The sequence below is a fragment of the Gordonia sp. VNK1 genome (genome assembly GCF_040049135.1).
Classification (GTDB): domain Bacteria; phylum Actinomycetota; class Actinomycetes; order Mycobacteriales; family Mycobacteriaceae; genus Gordonia; species Gordonia oleivorans.
In genome coordinates this window covers 370,536-387,143 of record NZ_JBDZDJ010000002.1, presented here as the reverse complement: position 1 = coordinate 387,143, position 16,608 = coordinate 370,536, and the positions used below count along the sequence as shown (strand labels likewise).

At 67.3% G+C, this 16,608-nt stretch carries 15 protein-coding genes; 3 read left to right on the top strand and 12 right to left on the bottom strand.

The window, feature by feature from the left end:
• Window positions 1-3: 3 nt before the first annotated feature.
• Both ABLE94_RS03745 and hisD read right to left on the bottom strand, forming a co-directional pair.
• Window positions 4-1,143, bottom strand: coding sequence for a histidinol-phosphate transaminase (locus tag ABLE94_RS03745; protein WP_348808077.1), 1,140 nt, complete (start codon window positions 1,141-1,143; stop codon window positions 4-6).
• On the bottom strand, window positions 1,140-2,486 hold the full coding sequence (hisD, locus tag ABLE94_RS03740) for a histidinol dehydrogenase (RefSeq protein ID WP_348808076.1): 1,347 nt from the start codon (window positions 2,484-2,486) through the stop codon (window positions 1,140-1,142). The genes ABLE94_RS03745 and hisD overlap by 4 nt, the downstream gene beginning before the upstream one ends.
• Window positions 2,487-2,699: 213 nt before the next feature.
• Here hisD and ABLE94_RS03735 point away from each other — a divergent pair, with 213 nt between their 5' ends.
• Window positions 2,700-3,959: a DUF4303 domain-containing protein gene (locus tag ABLE94_RS03735; protein WP_348808075.1), complete on the top strand. Its 1,260-nt coding sequence runs from the start codon at window positions 2,700-2,702 to the stop codon at window positions 3,957-3,959.
• A gap of 273 nt (window positions 3,960-4,232) precedes the next feature.
• Here the strand turns inward: ABLE94_RS03735 and ABLE94_RS03730 are convergent, their stop codons facing one another.
• From ABLE94_RS03730 to nadA, 4 genes are all read right to left on the bottom strand, one after another.
• Window positions 4,233-6,464: an HNH endonuclease signature motif containing protein gene (locus tag ABLE94_RS03730; protein ID WP_348808074.1), complete on the bottom strand. Its 2,232-nt coding sequence runs from the start codon at window positions 6,462-6,464 to the stop codon at window positions 4,233-4,235.
• 445 nt (window positions 6,465-6,909) lie between these two features.
• Window positions 6,910-7,494, bottom strand: coding sequence for a DUF3885 domain-containing protein (locus ABLE94_RS03725; protein ID WP_348808073.1), 585 nt, complete (start codon window positions 7,492-7,494; stop codon window positions 6,910-6,912).
• A gap of 49 nt (window positions 7,495-7,543) precedes the next feature.
• Window positions 7,544-8,473 carry a carboxylating nicotinate-nucleotide diphosphorylase gene (gene nadC / locus ABLE94_RS03720; RefSeq protein WP_425476127.1) on the bottom strand — a complete coding sequence of 310 codons (930 nt, stop codon included), beginning with the start codon at window positions 8,471-8,473 and terminating at the stop codon, window positions 7,544-7,546.
• Window positions 8,466-9,539: a quinolinate synthase NadA gene (nadA, locus tag ABLE94_RS03715; RefSeq protein WP_348804034.1), complete on the bottom strand. Its 1,074-nt coding sequence runs from the start codon at window positions 9,537-9,539 to the stop codon at window positions 8,466-8,468. The genes nadC and nadA overlap by 8 nt, the downstream gene beginning before the upstream one ends.
• Window positions 9,540-10,090: 551 nt before the next feature.
• Here nadA and ABLE94_RS03710 point away from each other — a divergent pair.
• A complete protein-coding gene (locus tag ABLE94_RS03710) occupies window positions 10,091-10,561 on the top strand; it encodes a LuxR C-terminal-related transcriptional regulator (protein WP_348804035.1) in 471 nt (156 codons plus the stop codon).
• A gap of 15 nt (window positions 10,562-10,576) precedes the next feature.
• Window positions 10,577-11,263: an NrtR DNA-binding winged helix domain-containing protein gene (locus tag ABLE94_RS03705; RefSeq protein ID WP_348808072.1), complete on the top strand. Its 687-nt coding sequence runs from the start codon at window positions 10,577-10,579 to the stop codon at window positions 11,261-11,263.
• Here the strand turns inward: ABLE94_RS03705 and ABLE94_RS03700 are convergent.
• Genes ABLE94_RS03700 through ABLE94_RS03675 form a run of 6 tightly spaced genes read right to left on the bottom strand, consistent with a single transcriptional unit; the run spans window position 11,247 to window position 16,468 of the window.
• Window positions 11,247-11,843 (bottom strand): DUF2567 domain-containing protein, encoded by a 597-nt coding sequence (locus tag ABLE94_RS03700; RefSeq protein ID WP_348804038.1) that lies wholly within the window; start codon window positions 11,841-11,843, stop codon window positions 11,247-11,249. The genes ABLE94_RS03705 and ABLE94_RS03700 overlap by 17 nt on opposite strands.
• A gap of 5 nt (window positions 11,844-11,848) precedes the next feature.
• Window positions 11,849-12,118: a biotin synthase auxiliary protein BsaP gene (bsaP, locus tag ABLE94_RS03695; RefSeq protein WP_348808071.1), complete on the bottom strand. Its 270-nt coding sequence runs from the start codon at window positions 12,116-12,118 to the stop codon at window positions 11,849-11,851.
• A gap of 12 nt (window positions 12,119-12,130) precedes the next feature.
• Window positions 12,131-13,168: a biotin synthase BioB gene (bioB, locus tag ABLE94_RS03690; RefSeq protein ID WP_348804040.1), complete on the bottom strand. Its 1,038-nt coding sequence runs from the start codon at window positions 13,166-13,168 to the stop codon at window positions 12,131-12,133.
• Window positions 13,168-13,980, bottom strand: coding sequence for a dethiobiotin synthase (bioD, locus tag ABLE94_RS03685; RefSeq protein WP_348804041.1), 813 nt, complete (start codon window positions 13,978-13,980; stop codon window positions 13,168-13,170). The genes bioB and bioD overlap by 1 nt, the downstream gene beginning before the upstream one ends.
• A complete protein-coding gene (locus ABLE94_RS03680; RefSeq protein WP_348804042.1) occupies window positions 13,977-15,176 on the bottom strand; it encodes an 8-amino-7-oxononanoate synthase in 1,200 nt (399 codons plus the stop codon). The genes bioD and ABLE94_RS03680 overlap by 4 nt, the downstream gene beginning before the upstream one ends.
• Window positions 15,173-16,468 carry an adenosylmethionine--8-amino-7-oxononanoate transaminase gene (locus ABLE94_RS03675; RefSeq protein WP_348804043.1) on the bottom strand — a complete coding sequence of 432 codons (1,296 nt, stop codon included), beginning with the start codon at window positions 16,466-16,468 and terminating at the stop codon, window positions 15,173-15,175. Before ABLE94_RS03675 ends, ABLE94_RS03680 begins: the two co-directional genes overlap by 4 nt.
• Between the last annotated feature and the right edge of the window lie 140 nt (window positions 16,469-16,608).

Here is a 16,608-nt window from a genome sequence, read left to right as displayed (position 1 = left end):
CACTTACCCATTCTCCAGATCGGTGGCGGCCAGACGGCGACTGACGTCGAGGAAGGCGTCGTTCTCGTCGCGCAGTCCGATGGTGACACGCAAGTAGCCCGGAATCGACACATCGCGGATCAACACTCCGTCGTCGAGGTAACGCTGCCACGACGACGGGGCGTCGGCGAACCGGCCGAACAGCACGAAGTTGGCATCGGAGTCGATGACGTCGAAGCCGGCCGCCTCGAGGTCGTCGACGACCCGCTTGCGTTCGGCGATGATCTTCTCGACGCCGGCCAGGGTGTCGTCGCTGTGACGCAGCGCGGCTCGGGCGGCGGCCTGGGTGAGGACCGACAGGTGATACGGCAGGCGCACCAACTGCAGGGCCTCGACGATGGCCGGCGAGGCCGCAAGATAGCCGAGACGTCCACCGGCGAAGGCGAACGCCTTGCTCATGGTGCGGCTGACCACCACCTTGGCCGGGAATTCGTCGATGAGTTCGGTGGCGCTGGGCTGTTCGGAGAACTCTCCGTAGGCCTCGTCGACGATGACGATGCCGGGCGCGGCCTCCACGATCGCCCGCAGTCCCTCGTTCGGGATGGATGCCCCGGTCGGGTTGTTGGGTGAGGTCACGAACACGACGTCGGGGCGGCGAGCGGTGATCTCGGCGACCGCGTAGTCGATGTCGAGGGAGAAGTCGGCGTTGCGCTTGGCCTCGAGCCACGTGGTATCGGTGCCGTCGGAGATGATCGGGTGCATGGAGTAACTCGGCACGAAGCCGACCGCGCTGCGCCCGGGCCCGCCGAAGGCCTGCAGCAGTTGCTGCAGGATCTCGTTGGAACCGTTGGCGGCCCAGAGGTTGTTCACGTTCAGCCGAACACCGGTGGCGGCGCTGAGATAGTCGGCCAGTTCGGTGCGCAGGGCGATCGCGTCGCGGTCGGGGTAGCGGTGCAGGTCGGTGGCTGCGGCACGTACCGACTCGGCGAGATCGTCGATCAGGGCCGGCGACGGCGGGTGCGGATTCTCGTTGGTGTTGAGAATGACCGGAACCTTCAATTGCGGTGCGCCATAGGCAGTTTTACCGCGGAGATTGTCACGCAACGGCAGATCGGCCACGGTGATCGATGCGCCCGGGGTCTGCGGATCGCTGACCGCCGTCATTGCACGGACCTCTCGGTCGCGAACCGGCGGGTGATGGCATCCCCGTGCGCCGGAAGGTCTTCGGCCTGCGCGAGGGTGACCACCTTCTCGGCAACGTCACGCAATGCGGCCTCGTCGTAGTCGATGACGTGCACGCCACGCAGGAAGGTCTGCACCGACAGCCCGGAGGCAAATCGGGCCGAACCCGAGGTCGGCAGAACGTGATTGGATCCCGCGCAGTAATCGCCGAGGCTCACCGGCGCGTAGTTGCCGACAAAGATCGCTCCCGCGTTGTGCACACGATCGGCGACCGCGGCGGCATCGGCGGTCTGAATCTCCAGATGTTCGGCGGCGTAGGCGTCGACCACCGCGAGACCGGCCTCGACGTCGTCGACGAGGACGATCCCGGATTGCTTGCCGGACAAGGCCGTTGTCACGCGCTCGCGGTGCTTGGTCTGCGCCACTTGGGTTTCCAGCGCCTCGTCGACGGCGTCAGCGAGCTCGACACTGTCGGTGACGAGCACCGAGGCGGCCAGCACGTCGTGTTCGGCCTGACTGATGAGGTCGGCGGCGACCAGCGCGGGGACCGCGGTGGCGTCGGCCAGGATCGCGATCTCGGTGGGACCGGCCTCCGCGTCGATGCCGACGACACCACGACAGAGACGCTTGGCCGCGGTCACGTAGATGTTGCCGGGTCCGGTGATGAGGTCGACCGGATCGAGGACGCCTCCGGGTTCGTCGGCGGCGTCGGTGTCGGTGCCACCGTAGGCCAGCAACGCGACGCCTTGTGCGCCTCCGACCGCCCATACCTCGTCGACTCCGAGCAGTGCACAGGCGGCGAGGATCGTCGGGTGCGGCCATCCGCCGAAGTCTTTCTGCGGCGGCGAGGCGACTACGAGCGATCCCACTCCGGCCTCCTGCGCCGGGACCACGTTCATGATCACCGATGACGGATACACGGCATTGCCGCCGGGGACATAGAGGCCGACGCGCCGGACCGGAATCCATTTCTCGCTGACGATGCCACCGTCGACGACCTGGGTGCGGGTGGTCTCGCGACGCTGATCGGCGTGGACGAGCCGCGCCCGGGTGATGGACTCACGCAGGGCATCGGCGACCGCCGGGTCGAGGCGTTCGAGGGCATCGGCGATCACCTGGGCGGGCACCCGCACCGATGCCGGGCGCACACCGTCGAACTTGTGCCCGTAGTCCAGGGCGCCCTCGGCTCCGAGATCGGCGACCGCATGCACCACCGGCGCCACCGTGTCGAGTACGGCGTTGACGTCGGTTCCCCCACGAGGCAGCGCGCGACGCAGTTCGGCGAGCGTCGGCGCGCTTCCGCGCAGGTCGGTTCGGGCGAGCATGGGTCACTCCTGGTCGGCTGGTGGATTTACCCAACCAGGATACGGGTCGCAGGCCAGCGGGTTTCACGCCACACCTGCGGCTCGGATTCGGGGACCCATAGCGAACACCTTTCATGTCACTCGTCACATGCGACCCACCGGCCTCAACGTGGTTCGCATCCTCCTGTCCCGCCCACCAACGTGTCCGACCGTGCGCGCCGCTACGCTCGCCGCGTGGCATTCGATTGGGCGGGGCTGACCGAGCACATCCGACTTGCGATCGTGCGGGCGGTATCAGAGTTCCGAGATGGACATCGAGACGAAACGATCTACGGCGCGGCCGTCTTCGGTTTCTACGCGGACGGCGAGATAATCGCCTGGCCGTTGATCGGAGTGGCGAGCGAGAAGTCCGCGCAGGCCACCGACGCCGACCTACGGTGGCACCCCTACGACTGGGACTGGTCCCGCGAACCCTCCGACGTGGACCAGCGGTGGAGCGAATTGTTGTCGAAGTCAGCCCGAGACGGGGATGACGATCACTTCGACAAGGTCGAGGCCCGCTTCTATCGGTCGGTGATCGCGGCATGTAAGTCGGCGCGGAAGCAACTCGCGGCCGCCGGTGTGATCGACAAGACGTGTCTCGTGGTCGCGGTCGACGAGGCCGAGGAACTTGTCGCCAAGTGCATCAGCAAGGCTCAACTCCGACGCCACTTCCCGCATCTCGACGCCGCGCAGGTGGAACGCGATCGTATTGCCGGACTCCCGGTGACTGAACAGGTCCGTGAGTGGTGCGATCTGTTGATCGCGGATGCGACGAGCAGTGATGCCCCGTTGGGTTGGGAGGAGTCGCGCGAAGCGTTGATCGCTCTCGGTCGCGCCGAACCCGACCTCGCTCTCGACGCGATCATGAGCCGAGTTCGCGAGACGACGGACGTCCCGGAGTGGCGGTGGATGTTCGTCATCGACCGCATACGCATCAGCCGGCCCGACGTTGTCGAGTATCTGACGTCGAGGATGCGCACTGCCCGCGGTGATGAGTCCGCGTCACGATGGTCGGCGGGCCCGCTCGTGACTCTGGGTCACACGGACATCGTTGTGACGCAATTCGACTCTCTCAATCCCGGCGCATACGACGTCTTCGGTGGGCCTTACCGCGCCCTCGATCCCGACCATCCGCTGGACTATCGGCCGCTCGAGGCGGCTCTCACTGCGCACCCGGAGATCGAGCGGGCGCTCGTGAGCGTGATGGGCACTGGCGTGACCCGACATCACGACGTGCCGGTGGGCGATGTCGCCGCCCTATTCGACGGTCTGCGCTCCCCTTGGGCGATCATCCGACGCCACGCTGCCTTCACCCTGTTGCACGCACCGCTCGACGGTGCCGGACGCCAACGCTTTCTCGATTCCCTCGCCGAGTTGGAGAACGATCCCGACCCGGAGATCACCGCCCAAGTGCCGTTGCTCCGAAGCATCTTTGCCGACCGCCGGACGTGACAAGGACGAACCGCCTTCCCGGCTGGTCGAGCCGACCGGAGCGATGGCCTTGCGTGAGCTCCGTCGAAGCTACGAGCCGTGTCCGCCGGGCCGAGGTTGTCGAGATCGAGGTCGAGGCCCAACCCGTCGGTCGAGCCGCACCACACGTTGGTCGAGCCGGGCGGAGCGCTAGCGAAGCCCGTGTCGAGACCTCGCAAGGAAAGGCCGGAACTTCCCACCGCCACAACGTTTCTGTGGCAGTGCGGCCCGGCCAGTACCGGTGGGCGGGCTGCTTCAGGAGGTGTCGAGCCGGTAGTGAAGCCGGGCTGCCAGGACACGTTCGATCCGGCTGTTACGAGGGTTCATGCCGATGGCGGCCAGTTCCTCAAGCTCACGTTCACGGTCGGCGTCGCTGGTACGGATGCCGCCATCACGGATGCGGCGCTCGCGGGGCTGTCCTTCGCTGGTCGTGTCGCGGACACGAATCCGGGTACGCGAGGCACGATCCATCCCGGCAGCGGCAGCAGGGTCGTCGGGATCGTCGGTGATCGGAACACCGTCCCCGTCGAAGACGACCAGGTCGATCTCCCCGGTGTCGGTGACACCAGGTTCGTCAGAGTGCTCGTCGCCTATGGCGCCGGGCCTGTCCTGCTGGTCGGGTGGTTGAGGCTCGACCGGATCGAATTGGTCTGCGCCCGAACCATATTCGTCGACGGCTGGGTCGGGCCGGTCAGTGACGCCGGACTCATGATCGGCGTCCTGGTCGACGCTGTCTGCGATGTCGATGCTGTCGTCGATGCTCGAGGAGTCGGCAGCCGGAGCCGGATAGTCACTCGAGACACCACGATCGGACGAGATTTCGGCGTCCACGAACGGCGACGCGGTGTCCTCGTCGTCGGGATCGGCCGGTTCGTCGATGTCGGTATGGACCGACTCGGCCTCATCCTCCGCGTCAGCGACGTCGGCTTCGATGTCAGCAGTTTCGGCATCGACGGTGTCGGCGTCAACCGCGTCGGTGTCTGCGGGTTCGGTTGCGCCGGCACCACAATCGGCGACGATGTCGCCGTGGATCTGTTCGCGGATCTGGTCGAGTTTCTCCTCGTACAGGGCGGTGATGTCGGGGTGGTCGTTGACGATCTTCGGGTTTGCCGGCATGCCGGGTTCGGCGTTGAGTTGCCACCAGCACCGTCCGGCGAGCGGCCCGTCTTCGTAGATGCCGGTGGTGTACTGGCCGGGTTTCGGGCCGACCATCCGGTTGTGCGGCCCACACGCCGGCGCCAAATCGCTGATGTCGGTTTTCCCGCCATCAGCCCAGTCCTCTTTGGCGTGATGCATTTCCGAACGCGACGCGGGTTGCCCACACCCGGGGAACGAGCACACCTCACCGCCGGTGCGGGAGAACGACGCGATCCGCTGCTCGGTCGACGCCAGGCGTCGGGACCGCCCGAGATACAGGGGCAGGTCGATGGCGTCGGAGAACACCGCCAGGAACTGCTGCACATCGGTGGGATCTTCGATGTCTCCCAACGCACTCAGCAAATCAGGAATGGGAATCGTCGAACCAGATGCCGTGGTGGCATATCCGGCCCCGGCCAGCAGATCCGTCACGGACGCTTTCGCGATCAACGCCACGGGCAGGCCTCGATGCGTTTTGCCGAGGACGCCTTCTTTCATCGCCGACACCAACAACATGTGCATCGCATCAAGATTGCGTTGCGCCTGAGAACGGTCGTCACGTTTGACCGCCGCAGCCAACACGTCGGGGTCGGCGTCACCGATCGCACCGGTCGGCGATTCCGGATCGCTGAGACTATTCATCCCGGGTTTGGCCCAGGCGTCGAGCATGGTGTCCCACAGAGCCCGGGTGACCGGCGGGAGATGCCCGTTGAGTTTCGCCATCCCATCGACCCGGGACTGGTTGATCCACAGGTTGCGACGCTGTTGGCGTTCTTTCTCCTCCACCAACTGTCCATCGGGATCGAGGTGCGCCAGGATCCGGGCACCCATCTTGGTGATGTCGGCTGGAATGTGTTCGGTGGCTTTCTCACCCAGGGTTTCTTCGGCGGCGACCTTCTTGTCATGCGGAACGGCGCCCGGGATCTTGTCCAGGGCTTCCAACGCCGCCGAGAGGTGGGTGTGGCCGATCAGGCCCTGCTCATATGCTTTGGACAGGGTGGGGAACTTCGGTTCCTCCGGTTGTCCGGTCAGCCCGTGGAATCGGGCGGTGGCTTTCATGTGCGCGATGCGCATGGTGGGTTGCGCGATCCGCAGATCGAAGTTCAGAAAGTTCGACAGGCTGACTTTGCCGACCTTGCGGTGCACACTGCGATCCGAGATTTCCAGGATCGCCCGATCACCTTGGAAGTGGGTGCGGGTCGCGATCTGTTCGGACAGTTTCGCCGCCTCGATGACTTCGGTGTCCGAGCAGGCGGTCATCGGAGTCTGGGCCAACTCGTCCAAGATCTCGGAGAGTTGGTGCATCAGTTGCAGTGGTCGTGACATGGGACTGTCGGTGGTGTCTGTCATGCTGATGTCACCTCCCCCGAGAATGCCGTGTAGCATATCTGTTCTATTATAACCCCACTTAAACACGAATCGCAAGTGTTTTCTATACACAGGTTGTGCAAAGGTGAGTGTGTTTGGGGTGGTTGGGTTTTCAGCGTCGGCTTGCGAGGTCTCGACACAGTCCTCCGCTAGCGCTCCGGACCGGCTCGACCAACGAAAAGGGGTGCTCGACCGGCGGAATGGGGCTGCTCGACCGGGCCGGAATGAGGGGTGCTCGACCGGCGGGATCGGCTCTCGACCGGCGGGATCGGCTCTCGACTGGCGGGATCGGCTCTCGACCGTCCCGACGGTCGGCACCTGTACGCAGTCGACGTGACGACCGTTCGCGCACTGAGCAGCCAGGTACACACCTACAACATCAACGGCCCGGTGGTCTCACTGACAACCGTGACGGAGTGAGAGACGGCTACAAACCCTCGGCGTTCGGTGGCAGCCATCGAAAGAACCTGTCACGCAACCCGTCCCGGATGGCCTGGGTCGGCGTTATGACGTCGCCGCCACCGTCATAGGGGTGATAGAGCCAGTCCGCTCCCGGCGAGGCAATGATGACATCACCGGCACGGTCGTCGGCAACCAACCTCAGCAGCGCACGCAACTGCGGCGACCCAAGAGTCGACGTTCCTATGTAAACGTGCTGCCACCACTGAGAATCCATGTCGTCGTCCACGAGCAGCGAGCGCCAGTACGCGGCCCTACCGCACGCCGCGACAAGACGCGGAGAACGGGCCGTCGGTTGCGAAGTCGATGACCCCGCGCTCGTCAGCACACGAAGGTCCCGCGGCGATGTTCCTGCAACCGAACTCAATTCGGACAGCACTGCCCGGTGCCGAGAGAACACCGTGCGATGCTCGGCATCGTTTTCCGGGGACCGTTTGGCGCCCGGCAGCGTGTGGAAACGCACCCAGGTGTCCCCGACTCGGTATCGAAGCAGATGCCCGATCGGCTCGAGGTCACCTCGTCTCGAACGCCACATGTCGTCGAAGTCGGCCACGACACCACTGATGTTCTGCGCCATTGCCGATGGTCGACGCGCCTGGGCGTCAGCTCGGGATGTCAAGACCGAGATCGAGTGCGGTCACCGAGTGGGTGAGTCCGCCGACCGCGAGATAGTCGACGCCGGTCCGGGCGTAGTCGGCGGCCTGGTCCAGCGTCAGTCCGCCCGAGGACTCCAGCTTGGTCTGCGGCGACCGGTTGTTGCGACGGGATACCGCCATCTGGGTGGCCCACAACTCGAAATTGTCCAGCAGCACCAGTTGCGGTTCGAGGGCGAGTACCTCGTCGAGTTGGTCGAGCGAGTCGACTTCGACCTCCACCGGAAGATCCGGTGCGGCCGCCCGGACGGCGGCGAGCGCGGCACTAACCGATCCCGCGGCGGCGACGTGATTGTCCTTGATGAGGGCGGCGTCGCCGAGGCCCATCCGATGGTTGACTCCCCCACCGGCGCGCACCGCGTACTTCTGCAGATAACGCAAGCCCGGCAAAGTCTTTCGTGAGTCGCGAACTCTGGCTGCGGTCCCGGCGATGGCATCGACCCACTGGGCGGTCGCGGTGGCGATACCGGAGAGGTGACACGCCAGATTCAGTGCCGTACGTTCTGCGGTCAGCAACGGTGCGGTGGGCGCACGAACGGCAAGGACGGTGTCGCCGGGCGCGACCCGGGTGCCGTCGGCCACCTGCGCGGTGGTCTCGTAGGCACCGAACCCGATGACCTCGTCGAGGACCGCCACCACCACCGGTAGGCCGGCCACCACGCCATGAGCGCGACTGACGATCGCGGCGTCGGTCACCGCATCGGCGGGGACTGTCGCCGCGGTCGTGACGTCGGGGCCGTAGCGCAGGTCCTCGTCGAGCGCCGTGCGGATCAGTGCACGGACCTCGTCGGTGACGGCGAGGTCGAGGTCAGCGTCGGCGACGAGTTGGCCGACGAATCCCTGCGACGATGAAATATTCTGCGACACAGCGCTACTCACCCGAACCGGGATTACCGATGGCGATCATCCGCTCGACGCTGCGACGAGCGCGTTCGGCGACATCATCGGCGACGAACACCTCGTCGCGACCCTCGCGCAGCGCACGCAGCAGCGCGGCCGGCGTGATCATCTTCATGTACGGGCACGATGCGCGATCGTTGACCGCCTGGAAGTCGATACCCGGAGCCGCCTTGCGCAACTGGTGCAGCATGCCGATCTCGGTCGCGACGAGAACCTGCTTGGCGCCGGTCTCGCGGGCGGCATCGATCATTCCACCGGTGGAGAGAATCTTGACCCGGTCATCCGGAACCGCACCCTCACCGGCCAGATAGAGAGCCGATGTCGCACAACCACATTCGGGGTGGATGAACAGATCAGCATCGGGGTGCGCGGCGGCCTGCTCGGTGAGCTCGTCGCCGTTGATGCCGGCGTGGACGTGGCATTCGCCGGCCCAGATGTGGATGTTGTCGCGGCCGGTCTCGCGCTTGACGTGTGCACCGAGGAACTGATCCGGCAGGAACAGGACGTCGCGGTCGGGGTCGATGGACGCGACGACGTCGACGGCGTTGGACGAGGTGCAGCAGATGTCGGTGAGTCCCTTGACCTCCGCGGTGGTGTTCACATAGGACACCACGACGGCGTCGGGGAACTCGTCCTTCCACTCGCGCAGTTCGTCGGCGGTGATCGAGTCGGCGAGCGAGCATCCGGCGCGGGCGTCGGGGATCAGCACCCGCTTGTCGGGGCTGAGGATCTTGGCGGTCTCGGCCATGAAGTGCACGCCGCAGAAGACGATCTCGTCGGAGTCGACCTCGGCCGCGATGCGTGAGAGAGCGAGGGAGTCACCGACGTGATCGGCGACGTCCTGGATGGCCGGCAGTTCGTAGTTGTGCGCCAGCAGGGTCGCGTTGCGCGCGCGTGCGAGGCGGCGGATCTCCTCGGCCCACTCCGGGGTCGGCTCGACACCCGAGTAGCCGCCGGGGCCGTCGACCCATTGCGCATCGATGAGACCCGGTGCGTCTATCAGGGTCGCGTCAGTCACCGCGGCGCGGTCGCTGGTGATGCTCATCTGCCACTCCATCTCCCTGCCGCCGGGCGGCGGCGTGGTCTCGGCGCGGTCTGCGCCTCGAGCCGGTTTTCGACTAGTGGTCGAAAACCTGGTGATGATCGTAACACCGGCAAGCGCGCGGACATTCCGGCCGGATGCCGCCGGGCCGCGTCATCGCTGACCAAGCACGCCTGAACTGCGGCAACACAGTGTTCCTCGGCGAGCGCTGTCAGTGTCAGCGAGAGCGCTGTCAGTGCGGAGCAGAGCGCTGTCAACGTCGGCGAGAGCGCTGTCAGTGCCGGCGAGACCGCTGTCAACGCCGTGGCGAGCGCTGTCAGTGTCAGCGAGAGCGCTGTCAGCGGAGACGCGGCAACGCGATGGCGGAGCCCTGCCCGATCGGCCTGAGCTGGAGTAACGCAAGAGATTGCGCGATCTGGACACGTGCTCCGAGTAGTTCCAAGCGCATTCCAAGTAGTCCACTACGCGTTTGCGGGATCGTTTCACTCCGTAGCGTTCATAACGCAACGCAGCAGCAGAAACCCCGTTCATCTGCCCCAGGAGACATGATCATCATGACCGCTTCGCGCAATGCCAACACCTCCGACGGCCCGAGTCATCGACAGATCCCGACCGCGGTTGGGCCGCGTCCGGTCCTCGGTGTCCGCCGCGCCTACTCCACGCCGTTGCAGGCGATGCGTCGTCGTCAGGAGGCTCTCGACCGCCTCGCCGCCCGTCGGCCTGGGTCAGCCGCCGATCCGATGGCACCACCGACGGCACTCCGGGCGGTCCCCAGCGAGCCGCCGTCCCCGCAGTACACCCCGGTCCCGTTGACCACCCGCGAGGTCGAGGTGCTGCGCACCTGGCTGCTCGTCGACTCGAAGTCGGAGGCCGCCACCCAACTGATGATCTCGGTGGGCACCGTCAACACCCACCTCGCCCGCATCCGCGTGAAGTACGCCGAGGCGGGCCGTACCGCACGCACCAAGGCGTCGCTCGTCGCGCGGGCCATCCAGGACGGACTCGTGGTCCTCGACGACCTCTGACCTACTATCGAGCGCATGTCGCTGCGGGTCGAGGTGCTCTCTGTCGTCTTCCAGGTGCGCCCGATCTCCCCCGGCGGCCAGCCCGACCTGTTCGTCCTGCTGTGGCGGACCGACGAGAATTCACCGTGGTCACTGCCGGGCGGTGACGTGGCCGGCGCCGCCGAAACCCTGTCGGCCAGCGCCCGTCGCTTTCTCACCGAGAATCTCGATGTCACCACGGTCGCGCACCTCGAGCAGTTGTCGGTGTTCTCCGATCCCGAGCGGGTACCCGAGGTGCGGACGATCGCGTCGACCTATCTGGGTCTGGTGCCGACCGACGCAGCGACCCGGCTCCCGCCGACGGCCACGTGGCACCGGGTCGACGCTCTTGCCGAGCAGTCCCTGGCCTACGACCACGCCGCCATCATCGACGCGGGCCGGCACCGCCTGGCGGCCAAACTGTCCTACACCAACATCGCATTCGCGTTGGCGCCCAAGCGGTTTCCGATGTCGGAACTCTCCGAGATCTACGGCGCCGCACTCGGATATCGCGTCGACACCACGAACCTGCTGCGCATCCTGAGCCGCCGCGGTGTGGTGGTGGCAACCGGAACGTTGGGCCGCACCGGCCGCTCCGGAGGTCGCCCGCCGGCGCTCTACGCGTTCGCCGACACGCAATTGCGCGTCACCGACGAATTCGCGACCCTCAAACCGCCGATGTGACCACAACGTCGGACTGCTCGATGCGGCCGTCACCCACCCCGAGGTCGCCGCGTCGGCTCACGATGGCCGCCAACAGGTACACCACCGTCGCGGTGAGCGGCGCACAGATCAGCAGAATCCAAGGGCCACTGGGCGATCCGCGGGTCACGCCGTCGAGCCAGAGTTGCGGGACGGCGGTGAACACGTCCCCGACGCCGATCGAATCCGGGTCGGGGAAGCGTCGAGCGGCGAATCCCGAACCGACGACACCGGCGAGCGCGCCACCGATCACCGTCGACGCCAGCATCGCGGCGTAACCGGGCAGGCCACGCCAGCCGGGCGCGACGAACCACGTCACCACCGCGGCGACGACACCGAAGCCGAACATCACGAACGCGAACGTCGCGACGCCGGCGAAGCTGTCGACCATGTACACCTGGGTGCGGCCCTTGACCGCGGAGGCCGCGGGTGTGGCGACCGCCCACACTGCGCCGGCGATCACACCGAACAGCACAACGACCCCGACGGCGGCCAGCAGCGTGGCGGGTGTGCGGTGCCGGACGCGCGGACGCATCTCGAGCGCGGTTGCAGCACCGGCCACCTCGCTCACCGGCGCCCCAACTCGCTGGAGTCGACCGTGCCGTGGCGCGAACACCGCGCATCCCAGCCGTCGGGACGGACCTGCACCACCATCCGCCGGCCGCACTGGCCGCAGAACCGTGGCGGTTCCAGGCCGAGGCGTGCCGCGGTCGGCACCGCGTCGGGCGCCTGGATCTCCAGTTCGATGCCGGTGTAGACGCCGTAGCGATGCGGCTCGTCGAGCGGACCGGGAATGTCGGTCGCCGCCGCGGCGGCGCTCATCGTGGTTGCTCTCATCTCACCAGGTAATCAGATGCTGTCGTTGAGTGCCTTGATCGGCATCGACAAATCGCTGAGCAGGTCCAGATCGTCCTCGGCGGGACGACCGAGCGTGGTCAGGTAGTTGCCGACGATCACGGCGTTGATACCGCCGAGGATGCCCTGCTTGGCGCCGAGGTCGCCGAGGGTGATCTCGCGACCGCCGGCGAAACGCAGGATGGTGCGCGGCAATGCCAGACGGAACGCCGCGACCGACTTGAGTGCCTCGGAGGCCGGCAACACGTCGAGGTCACCGAACGGGGTACCCGGCCGCGGGTTGAGGAAGTTCAGCGGCACCTCGTCGGGATCGAGCGAGGCGAGGTCGGCGGCGAACTCGGCGCGCTGCTCGAGGGTTTCCCCCATGCCGAGGATGCCGCCGCAGCAGACCTCCATGCCGGCGTCACGCACCATCCGCAGGGTGTCCCAACGCTCCTCCCAGGTGTGGGTGGTGACGACGTTCGGGAAGTGGCTGCGCGCGGTCTCCAGGTTGTGGTTGTAGCGGTGCACGCCCATGTCGCGGAGTTGGTCGACCTGCTCCTGGGTCAACATGCCCAGGCTGCAGGCGATCTGGATGTCGACCTCGTTGCGGATCGCCTCGATACCCGCGGCGACCTGGCTCAGCAGCCGCTTGTCCGGACCGCGGACCGCGGCGACGATGCAGAACTCGGTGGCGCCGGTCTTGGCGGTCTGCTTGGCCGCCTCGACCAGCGACGGGATGTCGATCCAGGCGCTGCGCACCGGCGAGGCGAACAATCCCGACTGTGAGCAGAAGTGGCAATCCTCAGGGCAGCCACCGGTTTTCAGCGAGATGATGCCCTCGACCTCGACCTCGGGGCCGCACCAGCGCATCCGCACATCGTGCGCGAGCTGCAGCAGTTCGGTGAGGCGGTCGTCGCCCAACCGGAGCACGGTGAGCACCTGCTCCTGGGTCAGGCCCTCACCGCGTTCGAGGACCTGTTCGCGGGCGATGGTGAGGATGTCGGCGGTGTCGGCGTCGACGGTGGCGGGGGCTATCGGGGCCTGGGTCATCAGAAGATTCCTTCGAGGTGGCTGTTGTCGGTCGGGGTGGTCTGCGGGGAGTCGGCGTGAGCAACGGTCTGCGGGGCGTCGGCGTGGGTGCGGATCGCGGTGATCCAGTCGGCGTCGAACCAGGTGGGTGCCGCGGAGCGGAATGTCTCACCCGACATCGCACCGGCACCTTCGGGCAGGACTCCGACGACCGGTACACCGGTCAGGCGCGGGAGGTCGTGTCGATTGCAGCGCATCGCGAGATCCGGAGCGGCGGGCCAGGATCCGATGACGAGGCCGGCGACGTCGACGCCGGCCGCGCGGATGGCCGCCACGGTGAGCTCGGCGTGGTTGAGCGCTCCGAGTCCCGGTTGGGTGACGACGAGGACCGCCGAACCGAGAGCGCGTGCCACGTCGAGGATCGTGAACTCGGGGGCGAGTCGCACCAGTACACCGCCGGCGCCCTCGATGAGGGTGAGCCGATGGTCGCCGACGATGTCGGCGACCCGGGGCACCACGTCGTTGATGTCGAGTTGCGGTGATCCGGCGCGGTGCGCGGCGGTTTCCGGGGCGAGCGGATCCGGAAACCGCGCCCCCTCCCACGTCGGCAGGTCGCCCGCGAGGGCGGTGACGGTCGCCAGATCGCCCGGCTCGTCGGGTCCGACACCGGTCTGCGCGGGCTTGCAGACGGCGACGTCGGTGCCGGCAGCGGCGAGCGTCGCGGCGAGTGCCGCGGTGACGATGGTCTTGCCGACGTCGGTGGAGGTGCCGGTGATCACCAGGCTCCGGTCGGCGACCGGCCGGGTGGGCTTCCACCACGGATCGAGGGTCATCGCGCACCCACCTCGTGCAGCGCCGCGCGCACCACGTCGGCGGCGTGGTCGATGTCGGCGTCGTCGAGATCGGCGCGCAGGGTCAGCCGCAGCCGGGAGGTGCCCGGTGGCACCGACGGCGGGCGGAAGCACCCCACCAGCACCCCGGCGTTCCGGCAGGCGGCGGCCGCGGCGACCGCGGGCTGCGGGTCACCGATGATGATCGAGAGCACCGCCGAGGTCTCCACCGCGCCGTCCGGACCGACGGGCAATGCCACGTCGAGAAGATCGGCCATGCGAATCATGTTGTGGCGCAGTCGCTGTGGCATATCCGGTTGCTCCCGCAGGATGCGCAGGGCGGCGTGGGCCGCGCCGACGGCGGCCGGATTGAGACCGGTGTCGAAGATGAAGGTGCGGGCGCGGTCGGTCAGGTGATCACGCAACACCGCCGGCCCGAGCACCACACCGCCCTGCGCGCCCAGGGACTTCGACGCGACGGTGGTGGCGACGAGGTCGGGTGCGCCGGACAGGCCGACCTCGGCGATCACTCCCCGACCGCCCGGGCCGCGCACACCGAGGCCGTGAGCCTCGTCGACGAGCAGTGCGGCACCGAATTCACGTGCAGCGGTGTACAACTCGGCCACCGGGGCAGCGGCACCGTCGACGCTGTAGATCGAGTCGGTGACGACGAGGGCACGCTCTTCGGCACGGTCGGCCAGTGCCGCGCGCACCGCCGCGACGTCGCCGCGGTCGACCACCACGACCCGTGCCCGCGACAGCCGGCAGCCGTCGATGAGCGAGGCGTGGGTCCCGGTGTCGGAGACGATGAGATCACCGCGTCCGACGAGCGCGGTGATCGCCCCGACGTTGGCGAGGTAGCCGGACGAGAACATCAGCGCGGCAGGGAATCCGAGGAAGTCGGCGATCTCGTGCTCGAAGTCGACGTGCGCCGCGGTGGTGCCGACGACCAGTCGCGATGCGGTCGAGCCGGCGCCCCATTGCGTCACCGCGGACCGTGCGGCATCGATCACGTGCGGATGCGTCGAGAGCCCGAGATAGTCGTTGGAGGCGAGGTTGAGCAGGCCCGCGCCGGTGGTCCGCACGATCGGTTCGCGGTGCAGCCCGGCCTCTTTCGTGGCACGGGCGGCGTTGTGCAGCCAGGACAGGGCGACCGATTCGCCGGTGGCGGCGGGTGTGGTGGGGTTCAGCGTCGTCACGGGTGACCTCCGGCGGGTACGGCGAGACTGGCGTCGACGGCGGCCCGCATGCCGCGGGTGATCACCTCGACGTCGTCGGCGGTGCAGATGAAGGGCGGCATCGCGTAGATGAGGTTGCGGAACGGCCGTAGCCAGGCCCCGGCGTTGACGGCCGCCGTCGTCGCCGCGGCCAGGTCGACGGGGTGGTCGAGTTCGACAACGCCGATCGCACCGCGCACGCGCACGTCGGCGACGCCGGTGATTCCACGCAGCGGTTCCAGGCCGGTACGCAGGCCCTCGCCGATGCGCGCGACGTCGGCGCGCCACGCGCCGGCGAGCAGCAGTTCGGTGGAGGCCACCGCGACGGCGCAGGCGAGCGGATTGGCCATGAAGGTCGGGCCGTGGGCCAGTCCCCCGGCCTCACCGGCACTGATGACCGCGGCGAGTTCGTCGGTGCACAGGGTCGCCGCCAGGGTGAGGTATCCACCGGTCAGCGCCTTGCCGACGCACATGATGTCGGGTGCGATCCCGGCATGGTCGGCGGCGAACAGCTCCCCGGTGCGCCCGAAACCGGTGGCGATCTCGTCGAAGATCAGCAGAACGTCGTGGTCGTCACAGATGCGGCGCAGGTCGGCGAGGTATGCGGGGTCGTGGAAACGCATTCCGCCGGCGCCCTGCACGACCGGTTCGACGATGATCGCGGCGAGCTCGTCACGGTGGGCGCGTACCGTCTCCGCGACGGCGGCCACGTACGCGGCATCATGGTCGGCCGGTGGCGCGGGAACGAAAAGTTGTTGTGCGAGAACGTCGGTCCACATCGAGTGCATGCCGCCGTCGGGATCGCAGACGCTCATCGGCGCGAAGGTGTCACCGTGATATCCGCCGCGCCAGGTGAGCAGTTTCGTGCGCCCCGGTTCACCGCGGCCACGCCAATACTGCAGGGCCATCTTGATGGCGACCTCCACCGACACCGAGCCGGAATCGCAGAAGAAGACCTTCTGCAGCCCACGGGGGGTGATGTCGACGAGCAGTTGTGCCAGACGAGCGGCGGGCTCGTGGGTGAGACCACCGAACATCACGTGCGACATCGAGTCGAGTTGTCGGCGCGCGGCGTCGTCGAGGACCGGATGGCGGTACCCGTGGATCGCGGCCCACCAGGAGCTCATGCCGTCGACGACGCTGCGACCGTCGGCGAGATGGAGGTGAACGCCGTCGGCGGCACGCACCACGAGCGGCTCCGAGGCGGCCGGGATGGCCCCGTAGGGATGCCAGATGTGCTGCGCATCGATGCGACTGATGCTTGCCTGGTCCACGGTGGAGTTCCTCTGGTGACGGGTGCTGGACGCGGTGTGATGGGCGACACCGCTCGACTGCCTGAACACTGTACAGGACTTTTCCTGGACGGTGTACAGGCCGCCGTGGGCCCGCTTCGACGCGCCCTCTACCCTGTGCC

Excerpts from the sequence above, each read along its gene's own strand:
- ABLE94_RS03745 (WP_348808077.1), bottom strand. The coding sequence starts at position 1,143 with ATGACGGCGGTCAGCGATCCGCAGACCCCGGGCGCATCGATCACCGTG.
- hisD (WP_348808076.1), bottom strand. The coding sequence starts at position 2,486 with ATGCTCGCCCGAACCGACCTGCGCGGAAGCGCGCCGACGCTCGCCGAA.
- ABLE94_RS03730 (WP_348808074.1), bottom strand. The coding sequence starts at position 6,464 with ATGACAGACACCACCGACAGTCCCATGTCACGACCACTGCAACTGATG.
- nadA (WP_348804034.1), bottom strand. The coding sequence starts at position 9,539 with ATGAGCATCACCAGCGACCGCGCCGCGGTGACTGACGCGACCCTGATA.
- ABLE94_RS03710 (WP_348804035.1), top strand. The coding sequence starts at position 10,091 with ATGACCGCTTCGCGCAATGCCAACACCTCCGACGGCCCGAGTCATCGA.
- ABLE94_RS03705 (WP_348808072.1), top strand. The coding sequence starts at position 10,577 with ATGTCGCTGCGGGTCGAGGTGCTCTCTGTCGTCTTCCAGGTGCGCCCG.
- bsaP (WP_348808071.1), bottom strand. The coding sequence starts at position 12,118 with ATGAGAGCAACCACGATGAGCGCCGCCGCGGCGGCGACCGACATTCCC.
- bioB (WP_348804040.1), bottom strand. The coding sequence starts at position 13,168 with ATGACCCAGGCCCCGATAGCCCCCGCCACCGTCGACGCCGACACCGCC.
- bioD (WP_348804041.1), bottom strand. The coding sequence starts at position 13,980 with ATGACCCTCGATCCGTGGTGGAAGCCCACCCGGCCGGTCGCCGACCGG.